A 21,256-nucleotide genomic window follows, 5' to 3' on the forward strand; every position below is an offset into this window, starting at 1 on the left:
TTATTCATTACCTTGACTCGAATAATAACGTGAAAGCCCAATAATCATAGCTCCCATCCGTTCATTGTCAGGTACAAGAAAGTTTTCTAACCCTTCTTCACTTAATGCTTCTGCCGTTACCTTTCCAACTGCAGCAGCTAATACCTTTTCATTAAATGCATCTAGAATTGAATCTAAAACTCCTATCTCTCTTGCATAATCAAATAATGACCGGACTTGAATAGCCGTCGTAAAGCATATTGCGTCAATATTATTCATTGAGATTTCTTGGCAAAGCAGATCTACTATTTCTTTTTGTGGAGGAATATGCTGATACGGCAATAGTTTCATGACTTCAGCCCCTCTTTTTTCAAGAAATGATATTAATGTTGGTGCATTTTCTCCATGAAGCTGGACCATGACTTTTTTTCCGTGAAAATCATCATTTTCTAGTGAACGGACTAAACCACGGTTTGTGCCATCGTCGTCAACAGCCCTCGGCACAACTTCAAGCTTCTTTAAGGCTGCAAAGGTTTTATACCCTCTTGAAGCTACACTTGAGTTTCCTATGATTGATAAAAAACGGTCTTTCACACCCAATTTTAGGCTGACCTCTATTAATGTCTGAATCCCCATTCCAGTGGTAAAAATCGTCCAGTCTGCACCCTTTTTAAGAAAAGACAAAAAATCCTTCTCTAATTTCTTCTCGTCAAAATAAACAGTACCTTGCAGTGGTCGCAAAATGGGTATGCCACCTTGTTTTTCAATCAATGTACTCATCTCATCGGTCTTTCGAGAACCCGCAATAACTACCTTTTTTCCACTTAGGCCCTTTTCCATTATTTCTCTCCCCAATCTTCCTATGTTTGCACTATTATACTATTTTTTACTAGTGGAAATAGAAGAAAGTTTATTGATTAACAGGAATTGTTTCCCTAAAATAAAGTTAGTTGATTGAAAGAGGAGCGAGAAGGTTGAATTTTCAAATAGAAATAATTGAGGATAAGATTGAATTTTTTGAAGCGGTAGATATCAAAACATTAGAAAGGAAGATTAATGATCAAATTGAATTGAATAAGGCTATTCTTCTAGGTGTTCATTCTGTCTCTCATCAGATGCATGTTGATGAGAAGGGGAGAACTCTTTATAGCGCTGTTGTTCATTTTAAAGCAAAAAGGTGACTTCAAAAAAAGACCTCCGTTCAATATTATGATAGATGAAACGAATCATAATGAACGGAGGCTTTTTTTATTTTAAGACTTCCACTTTCGTTGGTTTCCAGCCTTCACCCTCAACCCATTCAATGAAGACTCTGTATTTTTTTTGTTCACTCTTTGCTAATATATTTCCTACTGATTTATTCGGACCATTATTGCCTAAAAATAATACTGTCATATTACTTTCTTCTACCCCAGATCCATAAGAAATTGCCTTTAGCATCTCCTTCCAATCCGCAGAATTTGAGTCATACACTGCCGAATGCTCACCTGTTTGTGTTGTACCAACAGGTTGCCAGCTAGGATTGACAATGGTCTTCTGGACACTTTCGTCACTTCCGCCTTCCGTTTCCACTGCTTCACCATTTGTCTCAACTGGCTCATTATCACCATTTTGAGTTAGATCTTCACCCGTATCAGATGGCATATCTGTTGAGACATCTTCACTTTCAGTTGTGCTAGAATCCTCTGCTGTATTATCTTGGTCTTCCTTCGTTGATTCTTGTTTAGTCTCTATTTTGTTATCCTTTTTTGTATCATCTTTGGAATTATCATCGAAAAAAATATTTGCGGAAATCACTACTATTAGGATTAATACAATGGCAATTAGTCCATTTAATATAAGATTTGTTTTTCTCCTTTTTGATCTTTGTTCAGAACGAGATGAACGTAATTCATCATTCATCGATGCTTTCCTCCCTTTCATGAGTCAGCAAATAATTTTAGCTTCCCCTTGGCCTATACATATTCTACCATGTCTTAGTAGTAACATGAAGAAAAACGCGATACCAGACCTTCATGAACAAATAGTATAGCAGAATCGCATTAAGATTCAAGTGGAAAAAGGGTTATTCCTAATTATTGTCATTGTAATCATATATTGCTTTAACAACACTAGCGAATAAAGGATTGACAGCCCCCTCATCCTCATAAACCCCTAGATTTACCGTTACAAGTGCATATTGCGGGTTTTTATAAGGAAAATATCCAGCAAACCATTTATTATGAAGTTGCTTTCCTTTTACATATTGATCGGTTTCTGCTGTACCCGATTTACCTGCCACTTCGTACGGCAATTCCTGAAACCATCTGCCAGTTCCATGATCATTAGTAACTACTCCTCTAAGTAATTTTTGAAGCTTCATCGCAGTATAAGGAGAAAGGGTTTCCCCTTCTAGCTTTTCCTTATCAAATTCCATAAGTGATGTTCCATTTTTATATTGAATTTCTGATGCTACTCGTACACTTTCCTTTTTTCCACCTTTTGCGATGGTTGACATCATGTTGGCGATTGCAAGTGGTGTCGCCCTGACCTCATGCTGACCTATCCCTGATAAGGCAACAAAGTTATCATCCTTCATTGCTTCTTCAGACAGAAATACTCTTCCCTTTTCTTCATCCGGCAATTGTTTGAAGGAATTGATATGGAATATGGAATCATTCCAACCTACTGTACCAGTCAAGGATAGCTTCTCTGCATATTTTGTAAGCAGATTAGGGTCCATATCTTTAAGCTCTTTTGCTAGTGTTCCAAATGTATTGTTACAGCTTCGTGCAAAGCTTTCACTAAAATTTAGCATTCCATGATCATACACAGGATCTGGGTCACCATTGATTTTTTTACTACAATCAAATGTTCTTTTTGGGTCGTCTAATTGATAATCAATCGAAGCGGCTGCTACAACGGTTTTAAAAACTGAGCCCATTATTTGTTGAGTTAGCATCATGTTCTTTATTCCACTTGTTCTCTCATCGAAAGGGGCATCCCTATTTATTTTTGGCCGCGATACCATGGCTAAAACGCTATTTGTTTTAATATCAAGAAGAACAAGTCCTCCCTTTTTAATTCCTTGGCCATCAACTAGCTTCTCTAGTCTCATTTGTAGTTTTTTATCAATCGTTGTTTTCACATTGACGGGATAAAAGGGATTAGCGGGCTCCACATATTTTACATTGATACCAAATAAAGGTCCGCCCCTTGCATCAACATGGTAGACTAATTTAGACTTTCCTTCGGGTAATAGAAATTCGTCAAAGCTCTTTTCAAGTCCAGATAAACCGACTAATGTTTGTGGGGATAGATCTTTATCAGGGTATCTTTTATTAAGAACATTCGTATTTTCACCGGTGATACCTATCAGCTGTTCAGCTATTGAATCCAGTTCATCATATTTTCTCTCAACAGCAAATACACCAGGAATTTTTAATTCGTTAATTTCCTTCATCTGATCTTCTGTGAGAGGAATCGGGTGAGGGTCTCCAAATGCAAATGGCTCTTTCGCCTTTTCGATGGATAACTGCAGAGAAAACTTAGATATGCCAATAATCTTGGATACCTTTTCAACATCCCACTCCATATTTTTTAAGAATGGGAATAGAATGAGCACTGGGATGCTTTTATGTGTCAGTGGTTCTCCCATTCGATCTAGAAATTCTCCTCTTCCACTATCAATAATAACTTCCTGTGAACGCTGTTTGACACTGCTTTCCAATAAATTTACTTGATGTTTAGAAAAGCTCTCAGTCGATACTAATTGAACTTCAACTAGCCTTCCAATTAAAAGAAAAATCATGAAAATAAATATTCCACCAATTACAATTGCCCTTTTTCTCCACATAAAAAAACACCTCGTCAAAAGTGTTGACGAGGAATGCTATTTTCAAACTATTAAGTTAAATCTAAGTATAAATATTTTCGTTAATATTAAATGATAAAAGAACAATAATTATTTAATAGAGACAATTTTAACGTTCATTTCCCCACCAGGAGTTTGTACTGCCACTTCATCTCCAACGCTTTTTCCCATTAAGCTCTTTGCTATTGGAGAATCATTGGATATTTTACCTTCGAAAGGATCTGCCTCTGCGCTACCAACGATTGTGTAGGTTTCTTCTTCCCCACCTGGTAATTCAACAAAGGTTACTGATCTTCCAAGGGATACAGTATCACCGCTTACATCTTCTGAAATGATTTTTGCATTACGAATCATATTTTCTAAAGTGGTAATTCTTCCTTCTACGAAAGCTTGCTCTTCTTTAGCAGAATCATACTCGGAATTTTCTGATAAGTCTCCGAAACTACGAGCAATCTTTATTCTTTCAACCACTTCTTTTCTTTTTACAGTTTTTAAGTATTCTAATTCTTGCTCTAATTTTTCTTTTCCAGCTAATGTCATTGGAAATTCTTTCTCTGTAGACAATTCCTTCACTCCTAACCCACAATCATAAATCAGATTGTGTCTCAATATTATGTAAGGCATTTAAAAGCATTTAAAATGAATAAATGCACAGGAGCGCGCCTTAAATAGACGCGCATACTTTTTCATTCTTTTTATATATATTTTCTATGCTATTGTTTCATAAAAATGATTTTTGTTCAAGGATTGTTTGTATCTTTGTGACCATTAAATCGATTGCCACATGATTATGTCCACCTTCGGGAATAATAATGTCCGCATATCTCTTGGTTGGTTCAATAAACTGATTATGCATTGGGCGGACCACACTCACATATTGTTCAATCACTGAATCCATTGATCTTCCTCTTTCCTTGATATCCCTCATAAGACGACGAATGATTCGCAAGTCTGCATCTGTGTCGACAAATAATTTAATATCCATCAGATTGCGTAATCGCTCATCTTCAAGAACGAGTATACCTTCGAGAATGATAACATCCTTAGGTTCTACATTGATAACTTTATTGGATCGAGTGTGTATCGCATAGTCATAAACAGGCTTTTGAATGGGTTCATAATTGAGCAGCTTCTTTAAATGCTCAATTAACAGGTCTGTATCAAAAGCTAGTGGGTGATCATAATTCGTTTTTAATCTTTCTTCATAGGGAAGATGGGATTGATCCTTATAATAGTAATCCTGTTCAAGCATTAAGATGGAGTGACCATGAAACCAATCATAAATGGCTTTGGTTACACTTGTTTTTCCAGAACCGGATCCCCCGGCGACTCCTATAACAACTGGCTTGCGTTCCATGGTGGTATTATTGCTCCTTTCGCATCATGTTGTTTGGGTAAACCGGTTGATCGAGTTTAAATTTAACAATTTGTAATGGATGGCGAGCTGCATCAAGCTCATTTCCATCTTCATCCCAGATTTTTTCAATAACTGTAGTAAAGTTTTCGATTTCTGGACCAAAAAATTCAACTTCTTGACCTGGCTTAAAGAAGTTACGTTGCTGCAATGTAACGATTTTTGTTTCTGGATTATAATCCTTCACTAAGCCTACAAAATCAAATGTAGTCTTTTTGCTATGATTACCAAACATTTGCTCTTTATACCCAGGAACACCTTCAAAGAATGCTGGGGCTGTTTCGCGGTTTGCACATTTATCTAACTCCTCCAGCCATTCTCTTTTAATTACAAAGTTGTCAGGATCCGCACAATACGTATCAATCACTTTACGATAGACACTAACCACCGTTGCAATATAGTGAATGGATTTCATGCGTCCTTCAACCTTCAGGCTATCAATTCCTATTTCAATCATCCGAGGGATAGACTGAATTAAATTTAAGTCCTTTGGGCTCATGGCAAAATGCTCATCATTCTCTGAGAATAATGGATTTTCCTTCTCACCTTCAAGTTGATATAAATCGTAATCCCATCGACAGCTTTGACAGCAGCCGCCTCGGTTTGAGTCTCGTGCTGTCATATGGTTACTTAGTGTACAGCGCCCAGAATAGGCAATACACATCGCACCATGAACGAAGGTTTCGATTTCAATATCTACTTTTTCCTTCATTTCTTTAATTTCTTCCGCACTTGTTTCCCTTGCCAATACTACTCTTTCTAAGCCTTCTTCCTTCCAAAATTGAACGGCCTTCCAGTTTGATAGGGATTGCTGTGTGCTCAAATGGACCTCGATTTCTGGTGCAAGTCTTTTAACCGTTTCAATAATAAGTGGATCAGCCACAATAACCCCATGAATTCCGGCTTCTCTAAGACCTAAAACATAGTCTTCTAATCCATCAATATTTTCATTATGTGCAATTATATTTGTTGTAACGTAAATTTTTGCCCCATACTTCTTGGCGAATTCCACGCCTTCTTTCATTTCTTCAAATGTAAAGTTATCCGCATTTGATCGTAATCCATATTCTTGTCCGCCAATAAAAACAGCATCCGCACCATAGTGAACAGCTATTTTTAACTTTTCCAAATTACCTGCTGGAGCAAGTAACTCAGGCTTTTTCACAATGACACGTTTTCCGTCAACGATTTTTGAAATAGGCTCTTTTACTAACGTTGTCATTTGCTTTCCTCCCTGATTTATTTTGACTGTTAATAGACCGTTTCTTTAAAGAAGAAACCAGTATCTAACGGGCGATTTGCCGGTTGAATCTCTTGGATTTGCCCTAATAGCTCGTCTTTTTCTTCTTCGTACTGATCGACGTCTTCAACACAAAGATCAATTGCTTTTCGATAAAGCTTTGTTACAGTTAGGATATATTCAGGGCTTTTTAAAATCCCATCTATTTTAAAGGAGTCTACGCCTGCCTCAACCATTTCCTGAAGCTCATCAATCATGCAAATATCGTTTGGACTCATGATATGTGTTCCATTGATATCCTCAAAAATTGGGTACTTGTTTCCCCTCTCCTTATCATGAAGGAACATATTCTTTTCCAATTTACGATTTTCAACTTCCATCGCCTTGCCTTGGTATAAGAAATAGTTGCCTAATAGAGAACGCTTTGACTGGAACATGGTTGTCATCCCATGAATTTGTACTTCAATTTCGACTTCAGCCTGTTCCTTAATTTCAATGACTGCATCCATGTTAATTTCACGGGCTAAAACTGCTCGTTTTGCCCCTTTTCGACCCCAATAGTTACATGTATACCAGTTTGTTCCTGTCGTTTCTGTACTCCAATGAAGCTTCATATCTGGTACCACTTCACGAGCGACCATCAATACTGCCGGGTCACCAAAGATAATCGCATCTGCTTTTGCATCATAGGCAAATCGTAAATAATCAGCTAGCTGGTCAACCATTTCATTATGAAAAATGGCATTCATAGCAACATAGACTTTTTTCCCTTTCTGATGGGCAAGCTCAATTGCCTTTTTAACATCTTCCCTAGAAAATTCTCCTGCTAATCTTAATCCAAATTTTTGCTCACCAATAACAAATGCATCTGCTCCTGCTTCGGCAAGAGGAGCGATATCATTCACTGATATCGGAGTTACTAATAATTCGGGTTTTTTCATTCTGCTCACCTCTTCTTACTTATTGCTATTCCATCTCCAACCGGTAGGATTACTGTGTCATAATCCGGATGATTCATCAGCCAAAGATTAAAGTCTCTTATTTTTTTGACTAAATTTTTCGTTCTTTTGCTCTCTATATTCGATTCTGCTACTAGTCCCTTAAATAATACGTTGTCCGTAATAATTATCCCATTTTCATTTAAAAACGGTGCATAGTACTCGAAAAATTTCTTATATTGACCCTTTGCTGCGTCAATGAAGATACAATCATAAGGTCCGTGTCCTTGAACCTCATCGACAAGATTTAACGCATCCCCTTTTAGTAAAACAACCTGTGAGTCAATCCCTGCCTCCTTAAAATATTGTTCTGCCACCTCATATCTTTCAGGGTCCCTTTCAATGGTAACGACCCTTGTATCAGGGATAGTATAAATCATTCTAATGGCAGAATATCCTATTGCCGTACCTACTTCTAAAATATTTTTTGGCTGCTGCATCCTAAGCAACTGGAGCATCACTTCAATTCCAGTTATCTCCATGATTGGCACATGATGCTCCTTTGCATAAAATTCCATTCTCTGCAAAAGCTCAGGTCTATTAGGTATAAGTTCTTCTATATAATTATGCAGCTTCTCATTGAACAAGCTGCCTCACCTCTATCCTTATCATACTATCGGACAAATCATTGGAAGTAACAATCTAGGTAGCAAGGTTCCGTCTGTCTATTTTAGACATGAAAAAATAGCGTTCACAGGAGTTGTACATAAAAGACAGGGGTTTATGCACTACTAGGTTTGGCTAAAAAGAAACAAAACCATACAAATCTGTGTGTTACGCTATCAGCAAATGAATTAATACACTTTTTCTATTTTAACATAAAAATAAGAGGAAAGCGAACCTTGCGCCTTCCCCAATTTCTTCATGATTCTTCATTTTTTGTTATATGTTGAGCCTTCTTATCATTATGCTCATCCAATGTTTTTGAAAAAAGAACCTCTCCATCTGCTGTGGCTAAGAAATATAAAAAATCTGTTTTGGCTGGATTAATAGCTGCTTCTATGGATATCTCACCAGCATTTGAGATAGGGCCAGGAGTTAATCCGACGTTTTTATAAGTATTGTATGGATCATCCACCTCTAAATCCTTGTACACTACCCTCTCCTTATGCTTCCCTTGAGCATAAAGTACGGTTGGATCAGTTTGCAATGGCATATTTAATTTCAATCGATTATAAAAAACACTTGATATTTGATCCCGATCGACCTTTTCGGTTGCTTCTTCTTCAATCAGCGATGCCATAGTCAACACCTCGTGAGCTGTCAGCTTTTTCTTTTCCATTAGCCCCATTTGCTCATTGATTACCTCACTTGTTTTATCAAGCATATAAGTAACCATTTCATCTAAAGTGGGATTTTCCTTATAGAATGGATAGGTTGCTGGAAAAAGATATCCCTCTAAAGGATACTTGATATTCTCGTCTAAAATCTCTTCCGTTAAAAGGCTAGGATATTTGTCCATTAATGATTTAATATATTTTTTATCATTTAATTGCTTAAATATTTCATCTGGGTCTCGATTAGTCTTTTCAGCAATGATATCGGCAATTTGATCAAGCTGCTTACCTTCTGGAATGGTCATTTTGAATACGACCTTTTCCATTAGCTTACCGGTCTTAAGTCGATTAATAATTTGAGGCAATGTCATGGATGGTTTTAATTTATATTCTCCTGCCATAAATCCCGATTCATTTCTAAATTTCACATAATACTTAAAGATATGGGCATTTTTTATGACCCCTTTATCCTCTAATATTTGTGCGATTCCAGAAGTGCTTGAACCAATTGGGATTTCAACAGATATGTTTTTATTATCATTTTTATCAAGAGGTTTTAAAGCAGATTTGATGTAAATATAGCCACCAAGAGTCAGTGATCCTGCAATGATGAATATCGCAATTGTCACGATGAGCACAATTTTTCTTACGACCTTCGCCTCTCCTTGCTTCTCAAGCATTTTTTGACGTATGTATTCTTTTTTTTCATTTTTATTTTCTAAGGTCAAATAGTTCCCCTCCATTCTCCAAAGCACAGCACGAATCTCCACATTTCTCGAATCATTATACTATATTTTTTTATTTAAGTCGCAAGAAAATACAAAAAAGTAGGAATGCATAAGTTTATTGTGAGTTTTTTGGTTGCGAAAGATTAGGAATGGTGGTAAAAGAATAGAGTTGAGTTATGGGGATTTTTGTGAGAGGTAGCTTTAGGTTCTGGGAAAATGAGTATTTGTGGGTGAAATTTTTTTCGAGTAGAGTTGGACTTTTGGTGGACTAATTAGGGGTTCGCGAGTATTTCTGGATTTTCGGTAGTATTCTGGGGTTTTCGCGAGTATTTCTGGATTTTCGCGAGTATTTTAGGATTTTCGCGAGTAAATTTAATTTTTTGCGAGTATTTTAGGATTTTCGCGAGTAAATTTAATCTTTCGCGAATATTTTGGGGATTTTCGCGAATAAATTTTAATTTTCGCGAATATTTTTAGGATTTTCGCGAATAAATTTTAATTTTCGCGAATATTACTGGTAAATTCGCGAATAAACAAAGATTTAATGGATTATTTTTCTCCAAAGGCATATAAAAAAATATATTGCCATCGTTTTTATACTACCAGCGGTATCAAAGACACTAATCAACGCTTAAAAAGCCTTCAATTCTCCTCAAAATTTACATAAAAAACAAAACCGACCTCATATCAAGGCCGGCCTTATCTATTTCTTATTCTTCTTCTTGTTCTTCAAGGAAGGTATTAAGCATTTCTTCAATTAGGTCCCATTCTTCTTCTGTTTCGATTGGCATTAATTCGCCATCATTATTATCCTCGCTTGGCATAAAGGCTGAAGCGTGAATTTCAATGTCTTCTTCATCGTCTTCGTCTGCACCAATTGGATAATATAAAACGTATGACTTGCCAAATTCTTCAGAGTCGAATGTGAAAAGAACCTCACATAACTGCTCATTTCCTTCTTCATCTACTACAGTAATATTATTATCACCGTGATTCATTCTAGACACCTCATTTTGCTGTTTTGGAGTGTTTCATTATTTAATATTTTGCCTTAAGGCATGTCTTTATTACCTAAGGTTTACTTGACACTATCTAAATATCCTTGCAAAATGATCGCCGCTGCCATTTTATCAATGACTTTTTTTCTTTTTTTTCGGCTTACATCCGCTTCTAATAGGACGCGTTCGGCTGCCATCGTAGTTAAACGTTCATCCCAAAGGACAGTAGGCAATCCATACAATCTTTCAAGTTCTTTTGCATAAAACTGGCTTGCTTCTCCTCTAGGTCCTATCGTTCCATTCATATTCTTTGGTAAACCGACAACGATTTTAGTAACATCATACTCATTAATTAATTGACCAATTCGCTCAAAACCAAACACATTTTCTTCTTCGTTAATACGTATGGTTTCTAAGCCTTGGGCTGTCCAACCTAGTTCATCACTTAAAGCAATGCCAACTGTTTTCGAGCCGACATCAAGACCCATTATCCGCATTCATTTTTTCCTCACGTTGTTTTTTTAAATATGATTTCACTAGCTCTTCAATGATCTCATCGCGCTCTAACTTTCGAATGATATTACGAGCATCGCGATGACGTGGGATATAGGCCGGATCACCTGATAAGAGGTATCCAACGATTTGATTAATCGGATTATATCCTTTTTCCTGTAGTGCTTCATAAACTTGAAAAAGCACCTCATTTACATCATGTTCAATTGGCTCTTCAGGAAAATTGAACCTCATGGTTTTATCAAATGAGCTCATTTTATGCACCCCGCTTTTAGTGAACCCATGGCTACTATTTGACAAAAAGCGTAAACTTTTGTGTCAAAAAATAGCCAACTTGTTAATTGTTACCTACATTTTACACTACTTTGTCCCAATATCAAATGGATTTAACCCATTCTTCAACAAATTGTAGAGCTTCATCTAGTTTATTCGGATCTTTTCCGCCGGCTTGAGCCATGTCTGGACGACCACCACCGCCGCCACCGCAACGAGTTGCCACTTCCTTAATAAGTTTTCCTGCATGGTAGCCTTTTTCAATTAAATCCTTCGTTACACCTGCAATGATGTTAACCTTTCCTTCTTGGACACTACCCAATACAATGACGACTGAACCTATCTGCTGCTTAAGCTCATCAGCCATGTTTCTCAGATTATTCATATCCGAAGCTTGAACCTTTGCAGCTAGTACTGTAACACCATTTACTTCTTTAGCCTTATTCACAATACTTCCCGCTTCAATATTGCCCAATTTTGTAGCCAAAGATTCATTTTCGCGCTGAAGTTCCTTCATTTCAGCAAGTAGGTTCTCGATACGCGTCATTACGTCTTTTGGATTTGTTTTTAACTTACTTGCAGCTTCCTTCAATAAACCAATTTGATCATTCATTAGCTTATAAGCGGATTCTCCCGTTACTGCTTCGATTCTTCTTGTTCCTGCACCAATTCCACTTTCAGAAACGATTTTGAATAATCCTATTACAGATGAGTTTGGAACATGGCATCCACCGCAAAGCTCTAAGCTATAATCTCCAACCTTCACGACGCGAACAACATCCCCATATTTTTCTCCGAACAGAGCCATTGCTCCCATTGCCTTTGCTTCTTCAATTCCCTTCAAGGAAATATCTACATCAAGGCTACGCCAAATTTGTTCATTAACTATAGCCTCGACCTTTTCTAACTCTTCTGGAGTGATTTGGCCAAAATGAGAAAAGTCAAAACGGAGACGATCCGCTTCTACTAAAGACCCTGCCTGATTAACATGAGCTCCCAATACATCTTTTAAAGCTTGATGTAAAAGGTGAGTAGCTGTGTGATTTTTAATAATTTGACTGCGATTGTTTTCTTCAATTTTCGCTTGTACTTTTGAATCTACTGTAAGTATTCCTTGTGTGATTACGGCACGGTGTAAATGCTGACCATTTGGAGCCTTTTGGACATCCTTGACTTCAACGGTTAAACCTTCAGCCTCTAAAATCCCAAGGTCTGCAATTTGTCCGCCGCTTTCAGCATAAAATGGAGTCACATCAAGAATTAATTGAACCTCATCGCCTGTTCCTGCTTCCTGAACAATTTGTCCATCTTTAAGAAGCACAACAACCTTTGAAGTTGTCTCGAGTTGATTGTAACCAACGAACTTACTCTCTGCTTTTATTTCGCCTAGTACCCCGCTTTGAACCTGCATAGAGTCCACTTCCTGCCTTGCAGCACGAGCACGTTCACGTTGAAGCTCCATTTCAGCCTCAAAGCCTTGATGGTCAACGCGCATTCCTTCTTCCTCAGCATATTCTTCTGTTAATTCAACTGGGAAGCCATAGGTGTCGTATAAGCGGAATATATCTTTACCAGATAACGTATCACTGCCATTTTCTTTTTCTTTTTTGATCATAGCTGCAAGAATTGCTAAGCCTTCATGTAAAGTTTCATGGAAACGCTCTTCTTCGTTTTTAATGACCTTTTGAATAAAATCTACGTTGTTCTTTACTTCCGGATAGAAGTCAGCCATGATTTCGCCAACGACTGGTACTAATTCAAACATAAATGGGCGATTAATATTAATTTGCTTCGCATAACGAACAGCCCGGCGAAGTAAGCGACGTAATACATACCCGCGGCCCTCATTGGAAGGTAATGCCCCATCACCAACAGCAAAGGATACAGTTCGGATATGGTCTGCAATAACCTTGAAGGCAACATCATGCTCATGGTTTTTACCATAAGAAGCCCCAGAAATTTCTTCAGTTGCTCTAATAATTGGCATAAATAGATCCGTATCAAAGTTGGTTGGAACATTTTGGCAAACAGAAGCCATACGCTCTAATCCCATGCCTGTATCAATATTCTTCTTTGGAAGTGGAGTATATGTACCATCGGGATTATGATTAAATTCAGAGAAAACAAGGTTCCAAACCTCAAGATAACGATCATTTTCTCCACCAGGATATAATTCCGGATCATTTTCATCGTTTCCATATTCAGGTCCACGATCATAGAAAATTTCCGTATTCGGTCCAGATGGGCCTTCACCGATATCCCAGAAGTTTCCTTCTAAGCGAATAATTCTCTCTTCAGGAATTCCAATTTTTTTATTCCATAATTCAAAGGCTTCCTCATCCTCTGGATGGATGGTAACAGATAAAAGCTCTGGATCAAAGCCAATCCACTTTGAATCCGTTAGAAATTCCCAAGCCCATTCAACAGCCTCTTCTTTAAAGTAATTTCCGATTGAGAAATTCCCAAGCATCTCAAAGAATGTATGGTGACGAGCTGTTTTCCCAACATTTTCGATATCATTCGTACGGATGGATTTTTGAGCATTTGTAATACGGGGATTTTCTGGAATCACCCGACCATCAAAATATTTTTTAAGTGTTGCAACCCCGCTGTTTATCCAAAGTAAGGAAGGATCGTCATGCGGTACTAGTGATGCACTTGGTTCAATAGCATGACCTTTTTCTTTAAAAAAGTCTAAATACATACGACGGATTTCAGATCCTGTTAATTGTTTCATTTTCTAAAACATCCTCCTGATTTATAAGAATATTTTTTTCAATACAAAAAGCCCTCATCCCCAAAAACAGGGACGAGAGCTAACTCGCGGTACCACCCTGATTATGGATGCGAACTCTTGTAAAAGAGTTTTTAAACCCAATACATCCATCTCTCAAATTCACCTTAACGCGGCTGACGGCAGGTTTTAACTGCACTCCGGATTAGCTTTCTGTTATCCTTCATCTAGAATTTCTTTCAGCCAAGGAAATTCCTCTCTTTTGTGCATAAGCACTCAGATGGTCTATAACATAATCGATCCTTCAACATTTTTTACTATATACACTCTATTTACGAATTATAGCGATAGAAAAAGATATTTGTCAATGTAGATTTGAAAATAATATATTTGTGGTAAAATTAGGCACCATCCGAGCTTATGGCTCGATCTTTAGTCTAGACTTGCCAAAATGATGTCTTGCATGAAGCATTCCCACTTTTATTATGGCTAAAATGGGAACGGCCAATATCATCCCTAATATTCCCCCCACTTGACCACCAGAAAGGAGGGCAAACATAATCATAAGGGGGTGCATATGTAAGCTTTTTCCCATTATTAATGGAGAAACAATATTCCCTTCCATAAATTGAAGAAGAATGATAATAATAGCAGAAAAAACAACCATTTTTACAGATATCGTTGCTGCAATAATAACGGCTGGGATTGCTCCAATAAATGGTCCAAAGTATGGAATCACATTTGTAATCCCTACGATGGATCCCAATAATAAAGGATATTTCATATCGATAATCCAAAATAACACAGATGATAGTGTTCCAATAATTAAGCAGACTAACAGCTGTCCACGAATATAGCCACCTAGAGATTTATTAACGTCCCTTAAAAATAAAATCCCTTCTTTTCTCCATTTTCTTGGGGTAAGATACCAACAAGTCTTTTTTATTAAATCTATATCTTTTAGCATGTAAAAGGCTATGAAAGGAATAATTGCTATAACAACAATTGAATTCAATATTCTCACTAACACATTAATCACTTTTGTAAATAGTTGACCTAATGAGGTTTCGACTGTTGTTATTCCTTGTTCAACCCGTTCCTGAACAGTGTTTGGCCATTTTGATGTTTGGTGCTGAACCGCTTCAATCCAGGACCGATACTGGTTCGAGAAGTAAGGGGCATTTTCCGTCAGATCCTTTAACTGTGCAATAAAGGCTGGGATTCCCTTGTAAACAGCCATTCCAACCCCGCCAAAAAAAATAAAATAAATAAGTATGATTGCTAAGCCTCTTGGAATCCCTCTTTCATGAATATTTTCTACAACTGGATGAAGAAGGTAGGTAATGAAGGCGGCAATGGCAAAAGGGATTAATACATACATAAATGCTTTCATTATCGGGAGCCATATTTGTTGAAGTTTCAAAAAGACTAAAACAACAATAAATAATAGGAGCAGGAAGCCAAGTCGATAGTACCATTTCACACGAATATCCAAAACACTACCTCCTTCCACTCCTTATTTTTTAATATAGTGGGATATTTATACATAAAAAGGCTGCCTCAAAGAGACAGCCAATCTAAAAGTTTTCACTTAAAATATCGCTTTTGTAATTCTTTTTTGCATTTTTTTCATTTGTCTGCCGGAGAACATATTATTTCTTTTCGCTAGGTTGTATGCTGCCATACCCGCACCAATTGCGATTGCGGAGGTTAACATTTTATTCATACGTTTCACCTCTTAGTCATTTTTATCCACTATATCGACGTTCATTCTCGTCAAACAAATCATCTAATGAGCTTAAAGTTCCATCTTCCTCTACTTGATGGGTTAAAATAACTCCCTTTGATAAGGAGAGTTCAATAAAGCAATTCCAGCAATAGTACTGGTTTATCCCTATTTTCCCTATATCTTTGCTTTTACAGTTGGGGCATTTTAACATGGAAGAACACCTCATTTTACATCTCGCCACCTATTAAAGAAGGCGGTGTTATTCTTTAACGTTTACAATGATGGCGTCCTTCCCAATCGCAGGGGGCTTATCAGTTTTGATGACACGTTTTCCTTCCGTGATATCTGAAAAGAAGCCATCTGAGCATTCATACCCTACGATTGTTCCCAACTCTTCCTGAAAATATACATCCTCTAGGATCCCAAGTCTTTCTCCTTCAGCAGACATAAGCATTTTGCCGTTTAAACGCTGACGGCTATCAAAGGTAAGCTCAGGATTTCCTAATGGTTCCAAAACCTTTTCATCCTCTACCATAATCCCATCCCAACCAAAAGAGGATATATTGAGGATATCGATTAAATAGCTCCTTTTAAGGAATGCACCTTTTTTTATGATCAAGCCCTTTACCGTTCCATTACTTGAGATGCTAATATCACAAATTTGGCCAATTCTAGCACCACTTGATAATGCATAAACGGGAAGCCCTTTTAGTAATGAAAATGTCCGCAAAGATTATCCCACCTCTTTTCGAACATTTATATTTTTTACGAATCAAAGGAAAGTATAAGGTGAAACGATTTCCATGATTACAATTAATAAAATGAATAAAAAATCTAACTCCCCTTTTTTGGAGGGATTGAGTTAGATTTTCATCTAAATTTATTTCTTGTTTGTATTTAGTTGTTCAATATTCTGGTTCCGTTCTCCCCCATCAGACAATTCTTCTGAAAATTCATGTTCAAAATTGCGTACAGTAACATGAGCCCCGAGATTTAAATTAGGTGCTGCTTCTTCATTTAATTTTTCTTCCTTCATATCATCACCTCATTCATTATTTTGCGATAAGGTGACAAAAATAAACAAAAAAAGCGCTAATCCAATCACCTAGCGCTCCAAGCTTCTTTATTCCGTCATAAAGTCATATGGTGTAATATTTTCCATTCCAATCATTGGGTCAACCTTCATGAGTTGTTCCTGATATGAGAGAGGTGGAATGTTCATTTCTTCTTGAACTTGAACCAATTCACTTGCCTCTTTGATTGATTCCTTTTTCTCTATCGCCATTTCCAATTTCATGCAAAGGGTTGTGAGTCGGGTTTGTTCATCTGCCCGTTGAACTCCCATTTTAAATGCTTCTTCCTCCCCGCATAGAATAAGAAACTGTTTGCTCCTTGTAATCGCAGTGTAGATTAAATTTCTCCTCAGCATTCGATAATAGCTTCTAACAACCGGCATTATGACAACAGAGAATTCACTCCCCTGTGATTTATGAACAGAACAGCAATAGGCAAGCGTAATCTGATTTAAATCTTGCCTTGTATAGGTTATTTCATTTCCATCAAAGGAAACAACAACCATATCTTGTTTTTCCGTATTTTCCTTTGCATAGAAGATCGAGACAATTTCACCAATATCTCCATTAAAAACATTATTCTCGGGTTGATTAACTAGTTGTAACACCTTGTCTCCCGTTCGATATAATGCATCTCCAAATTTCAATTCGCGTCGTTTTCCATCCACATTAGGATTGAATATTTGTTGGAGGCTTTCATTTAACTTATCAATTCCTGCTGGGCCTCTGTACATTGGGGCTAGCACTTGAATATCCTTGACAGTATAACCCTTCTTCTTGGCATTAAGAACAATTTTTTCTACTGCATTGACAATTTGATTTCCATTACATTTAATAAATGACCTGTCACTTTTTTGCTCGACAACATTTTCAGGTATATTGCCATTTTTAATTTGATGGGCAAGCTCAATGATAGAAGAACCTTCTGCTTGTCGATAAATATCTGTTAATTGGACGGTTGGGATTCGTTCAGATTGAAGTAAATCCTTGAGAACCTGACCTGGTCCAACAGATGGAAGCTGATCTTCATCACCAACTAGAATGACTTGAATATTGTCAGGCAATGCTCTAAACAATTGATTTGCTAACCACACATCTAACATGGATGTTTCATCAACAATTAGGATTTTCCCTTCAAGTGGATGTTCCTCATTGTGTTCAAACCTCTCCGTTCCATTCCATCCAAGTAGTCGATGAATGGTAACTGCAGGCAACCCTGTCGATTCTGTCATTCTTTTGGCTGCACGTCCTGTTGGTGCGGCTAAAAGAAATGGGAAGGGCTCTTCTTTTTTATAATCAAAGGGATTTAAGGAACAGCCATGTAATTCACCATAGAGCTCGACGATTCCTTTTATGACGGTTGTCTTCCCTGTGCCTGGACCACCCGTTAATATGAGCATAGGAGACATTAATGCCGTTTGAATCGCCTCTTTTTGCGAGTTAGCATATTGAACACCAATCCGCTCTTCTAGATTTCCTAAAGCAAGAAGGAATTCAGATTCAGGAAATTGATCCTCATACTCGGTTTGACCTAAAATCCGCTTAATATTTGTAACAAGTCCTTTTTCAGCAAAAAATAAGGAAGGTAGATAAATTCTCTTTTCTTCAATGATGATCTTGCCTTCTTCTTCAAGCTTGATTATTTCATTGGAAATATCCATAAAATCTATGAGGTCCCTTTTATTTTCCTCTAAAAGGGATTTGACATTTTCCAGAAGTGTTTCAGCCTCAATATAGACATGTCCATCCTGCATGCATTTCGTCTCTAAAGTATATAAACAACCTGCCTTAATTCGATCAGGGTGATTACCTGATATTCCAATCTGATAACCTAATTCATCTGCCCTGTTAAACCCAATGCCCTCCACATCCTCAACTAGCTTATACGGGTTTTTTTGAATGACATCAATGGTTATTTCCTTATAGACCTGATAAATTCTCATTGAAAGCTGTGGGCCAAATCCATATTGATTTAAGGCAATCATCGCTTGCTCTAATCCTTGATGCTCCATCAATGTTTCATAAAGACTTTTCGCCTTATCTGGAGGAAGTTTTGGGACTTGATCTAATAAAGAGGGCTGATTTAAGATTTTTGAGATTGCATTTTCACCTAAGGTTTCAACGATTTTTTCAGCTGTTTTCTTTCCTATCCCTTTAAAAAGCTCACCTGAAAGATAGCCGATGACCCCTTGTTTGGTTTGTGGAATATCCTTTCTAAAATGACTTGCGAGAAATTGGAGACCAAACCTTGGATGTTCTTTAAACTCACCGTAAAAAATATAAGTCTCTTGCTCGAATATTTTTGGAAAATAGCCTGTAATGACCGCTTCCTTCTCATCATAGGAATGGTTTGTTTCTTCCACCCTAATTCTTAACACGGTATACAAATTATTTTCATTATGAAAAATTGTAACCAAATGCTTTCCTTTGATAAATTTCCCCTGATCCTCGAATAAATCTAGTGATTCCTGACTCTCCAAAAGCTTTGCCTCCTTTCTCCCCTATTAATAAAAGTTAATTTAGTTCGGAGTTTCCCTTTTCAATTAGTTTTTTCCCGTATCCCGCTAAAAGGTGATCAGGCTGAATTTCTAAGGCCTTTTCAAACATATGTAATGCTTTCACATCATCCTCTTTAAATCCATAGGCAACACCTAAATTATAGTAAGCATCAGCATGGGTTGGATCTAATTCCACGCATTTGGTTAATTGAACAATCGCCTCGTCAAGGATTTCTAGCTGTGCCAAGCAAAGTCCGTATTGAAAACGGGCCTCAGCATCCAAGCCATTAAGCTCAACACTTCTTTGAAGGTATGGCAATGCGAGCTTAGATTGATCTAGTTGCAGAAGTGTCATTCCCAGCATGAAAAAGTTATCACTTGAGTCTAATCCACTTTTCATTGCGTGCTCAAACATGTTTTTTGCTTGGTCGAATTGCTGATTTTCAAAGTAAAGATTTCCTGCACTATAGTACGCAGCACCTGCATGTTCGTCTAATTCTATTGCTTTTTCAAAAAATCGCAGTGCTTTATCGGTTTCACCTACGACGGAAAGGACATTTCCAAAGTTAATATAGGAGACAGGGTCCTGTGGGTTTTCTTCGATAGCTTCCATAAAAATCTTGGCTGCTTCCTCCCATTTTCCCTCTTGCATATATTCGATTCCTTTTTCATTCTTGTTCATATGTATCACACTCCAGTTCATCCTGTATAGAAGTATAGCATATTTTTTTGGTCATTCCATTATGTGTTCTTAGGTAGCCGGCTTCACAGTTAAAAGCCCCGATTTCCGTTGAAATCGAGGCTGAAAATTAACCAACATATGTTAACTGCTTACCATCTTTAAATACCTTGTCAATGGTTCCTCCACCCAGGCATTCTTCTCCTTGATAAAAGACCACGGCTTGTCCAGGTGTGACTGCTCGAATGGGTTGGTCGAATAGGACCTTCACTCTTCCATCACCAAGGTCTTCAACTGTGACCTTATTATCTGGTTGACGGTATCTGAATTTAGCCGTACATTTTAGCGGTTGAGAAATAGGTTTACTTGAAACCCAACTAATATCCGTTGCAATGATTGAATCTGAAAATAATTTTTCATTATCAAAGGATTGTCCTACAAGTAAAACATTCCTCTTTAAATCCTTTCCTACAACAAACCACGGCTCACCTGCTCCACCAATTCCTAAACCATGCCTTTGCCCAATGGTGTAATACATCAGTCCATCATGACGACCGACAACCTTCCCGTCGAAGGTTTCCATATTTCCTTTTTGAGCTGGTAGGTAATTACTAAGAAATTCTTTGAAGTTTCGTTCTCCGATAAAGCATATTCCTGTGCTATCTTTCTTAGTCGCTGTTGCTAAATTCGCTTCCTTGGCGATTTCCCGAACCCTAGCCTTTTTAATATTGCCTATTGGAAACATAACCTTAGATAGCTGTTCTTGAGTTAACTGGTTTAAAAAGTATGTCTGATCCTTATTTTCATCCAACCCGCGTAGCATTTTATATTCTCCGTCACGATATTCCACCTGTGCATAATGACCAGTTGCTAAGTAGTCAGCGCCAAGCTTCATGGCGTGCTCCAAAAAGGCCTTAAATTTAATCTCTTTATTACACATAACATCTGGGTTTGGAGTTCTACCTGCTCGGTATTCATCCAAGAAATAAGTGAATACTTTGTCCCAATATTGTTTTTCAAAATTAACAGCATAATAAGGAATACCAATTTGATTGCAAACCTTGATGACATCCTCGTAATCCTCAGTTGCCGTACAAACTCCATTCTCGTCTGTGTCATCCCAGTTCTTCATAAAAATACCGATGACATCATAACCCTTCTGTTTTAATAACAATGCTGCAACAGAAGAATCAACCCCACCAGACATTCCTACCACGACGCGAGTATCCTTTGGTGCTTTATTCAAGTGTATCACCTCGCTTCCCTTTCT

At 37.5% G+C, this 21,256-nt stretch carries 22 protein-coding genes; 1 reads left to right on the forward strand and 21 read right to left on the reverse strand.

The annotated features are described in order from the left end of the window. Positions 1-819: a uroporphyrinogen-III synthase gene (locus tag BQ6100_RS14970; RefSeq protein ID WP_075982388.1), complete on the reverse strand. Its 819-nt coding sequence runs from the start codon at positions 817-819 to the stop codon at positions 1-3. 134 nt (positions 820-953) lie between these two features. On the opposite strand from BQ6100_RS14970, the gene BQ6100_RS14975 reads away from it, so the two are divergent. After that, on the forward strand, positions 954-1,160 hold the full coding sequence (locus tag BQ6100_RS14975; protein WP_075982389.1) for a YrzA family protein: 207 nt from the start codon (positions 954-956) through the stop codon (positions 1,158-1,160). A gap of 67 nt (positions 1,161-1,227) precedes the next feature. Here the strand turns inward: BQ6100_RS14975 and BQ6100_RS14980 are convergent, their stop codons facing one another. The 20 genes from BQ6100_RS14980 to mnmA form a co-directional block, all read right to left on the reverse strand. Further along, positions 1,228-1,881 carry a DUF1510 family protein gene (locus BQ6100_RS14980; protein WP_075982390.1) on the reverse strand — a complete coding sequence of 218 codons (654 nt, stop codon included), beginning with the start codon at positions 1,879-1,881 and terminating at the stop codon, positions 1,228-1,230. 169 nt (positions 1,882-2,050) lie between these two features. Beyond that, on the reverse strand, positions 2,051-3,814 hold the full coding sequence (locus tag BQ6100_RS14985; protein ID WP_075982391.1) for a peptidoglycan D,D-transpeptidase FtsI family protein: 1,764 nt from the start codon (positions 3,812-3,814) through the stop codon (positions 2,051-2,053). Positions 3,815-3,922: 108 nt separating this feature from the next. Further along, entirely contained in the window at positions 3,923-4,396 is a 474-nt protein-coding gene (gene greA / locus BQ6100_RS14990) for a transcription elongation factor GreA (protein ID WP_075982392.1), read from the reverse strand. 157 nt (positions 4,397-4,553) lie between these two features. Beyond that, positions 4,554-5,189 carry a uridine kinase gene (udk, locus tag BQ6100_RS14995; RefSeq protein WP_075982393.1) on the reverse strand — a complete coding sequence of 212 codons (636 nt, stop codon included), beginning with the start codon at positions 5,187-5,189 and terminating at the stop codon, positions 4,554-4,556. A gap of 7 nt (positions 5,190-5,196) precedes the next feature. Further along, positions 5,197-6,468 carry a peptidase U32 family protein gene (locus BQ6100_RS15000; protein ID WP_075982394.1) on the reverse strand — a complete coding sequence of 424 codons (1,272 nt, stop codon included), beginning with the start codon at positions 6,466-6,468 and terminating at the stop codon, positions 5,197-5,199. Positions 6,469-6,497: 29 nt separating this feature from the next. Continuing rightward, positions 6,498-7,427: a peptidase U32 family protein gene (locus BQ6100_RS15005; RefSeq protein WP_075982395.1), complete on the reverse strand. Its 930-nt coding sequence runs from the start codon at positions 7,425-7,427 to the stop codon at positions 6,498-6,500. 5 nt (positions 7,428-7,432) lie between these two features. After that, positions 7,433-8,071: an O-methyltransferase gene (locus BQ6100_RS15010; RefSeq protein ID WP_075982396.1), complete on the reverse strand. Its 639-nt coding sequence runs from the start codon at positions 8,069-8,071 to the stop codon at positions 7,433-7,435. Positions 8,072-8,346: 275 nt separating this feature from the next. Continuing rightward, positions 8,347-9,489 (reverse strand): endolytic transglycosylase MltG, encoded by a 1,143-nt coding sequence (gene mltG, locus BQ6100_RS15015; protein WP_075982397.1) that lies wholly within the window; start codon positions 9,487-9,489, stop codon positions 8,347-8,349. 710 nt (positions 9,490-10,199) lie between these two features. Beyond that, on the reverse strand, positions 10,200-10,487 hold the full coding sequence (locus BQ6100_RS15020) for a DUF1292 domain-containing protein (RefSeq protein ID WP_075982398.1): 288 nt from the start codon (positions 10,485-10,487) through the stop codon (positions 10,200-10,202). A gap of 80 nt (positions 10,488-10,567) precedes the next feature. Further along, a complete protein-coding gene (gene ruvX / locus BQ6100_RS15025) occupies positions 10,568-10,984 on the reverse strand; it encodes a Holliday junction resolvase RuvX (protein WP_075982399.1) in 417 nt (138 codons plus the stop codon). Beyond that, complete coding sequence (locus tag BQ6100_RS15030) at positions 10,965-11,255, reverse strand: IreB family regulatory phosphoprotein (protein ID WP_075982400.1); 291 nt, start codon at positions 11,253-11,255, stop codon at positions 10,965-10,967. The genes ruvX and BQ6100_RS15030 overlap by 20 nt, the downstream gene beginning before the upstream one ends. A gap of 121 nt (positions 11,256-11,376) precedes the next feature. After that, on the reverse strand, positions 11,377-14,010 hold the full coding sequence (gene alaS, locus BQ6100_RS15035; RefSeq protein WP_075982401.1) for an alanine--tRNA ligase: 2,634 nt from the start codon (positions 14,008-14,010) through the stop codon (positions 11,377-11,379). Positions 14,011-14,425: 415 nt separating this feature from the next. After that, positions 14,426-15,502, reverse strand: a complete 1,077-nt coding sequence (locus BQ6100_RS15040; protein WP_075982402.1) for an AI-2E family transporter — start codon at positions 15,500-15,502, stop codon at positions 14,426-14,428. Positions 15,503-15,598: 96 nt separating this feature from the next. Then, the gene (locus tag BQ6100_RS15045) at positions 15,599-15,733 is read right to left on the reverse strand and encodes a YrzQ family protein (protein ID WP_075982403.1); all 135 of its coding nucleotides are present in this window, start codon (positions 15,731-15,733) and stop codon (positions 15,599-15,601) included. A 22-nt stretch (positions 15,734-15,755) separates the two neighbouring features. Next, a complete protein-coding gene (locus BQ6100_RS15050) occupies positions 15,756-15,947 on the reverse strand; it encodes a hypothetical protein (RefSeq protein ID WP_075982404.1) in 192 nt (63 codons plus the stop codon). 48 nt (positions 15,948-15,995) lie between these two features. Beyond that, positions 15,996-16,466, reverse strand: coding sequence for a PRC-barrel domain-containing protein (locus tag BQ6100_RS15055; protein WP_075982405.1), 471 nt, complete (start codon positions 16,464-16,466; stop codon positions 15,996-15,998). A gap of 150 nt (positions 16,467-16,616) precedes the next feature. Further along, positions 16,617-16,772, reverse strand: coding sequence for a hypothetical protein (locus BQ6100_RS21485; protein ID WP_173719852.1), 156 nt, complete (start codon positions 16,770-16,772; stop codon positions 16,617-16,619). Between the two features lie 87 nt (positions 16,773-16,859). Then, the gene (gene recD2, locus BQ6100_RS15060) at positions 16,860-19,289 is read right to left on the reverse strand and encodes an SF1B family DNA helicase RecD2 (protein WP_075982406.1); all 2,430 of its coding nucleotides are present in this window, start codon (positions 19,287-19,289) and stop codon (positions 16,860-16,862) included. Between the two features lie 34 nt (positions 19,290-19,323). Further along, a complete protein-coding gene (locus tag BQ6100_RS15065) occupies positions 19,324-19,989 on the reverse strand; it encodes a tetratricopeptide repeat protein (protein WP_075982407.1) in 666 nt (221 codons plus the stop codon). A gap of 127 nt (positions 19,990-20,116) precedes the next feature. Continuing rightward, entirely contained in the window at positions 20,117-21,232 is a 1,116-nt protein-coding gene (gene mnmA / locus BQ6100_RS15070) for a tRNA 2-thiouridine(34) synthase MnmA (protein WP_075982408.1), read from the reverse strand. Positions 21,233-21,256: the final 24 nt, after the last annotated feature.

The sequence above is a fragment of the Bacillus massilinigeriensis genome, assembly GCF_900117315.1.
Taxonomy (GTDB): Bacteria; Bacillota; Bacilli; order Bacillales; family Cytobacillaceae; genus Bacillus_BE; species Bacillus_BE massilionigeriensis.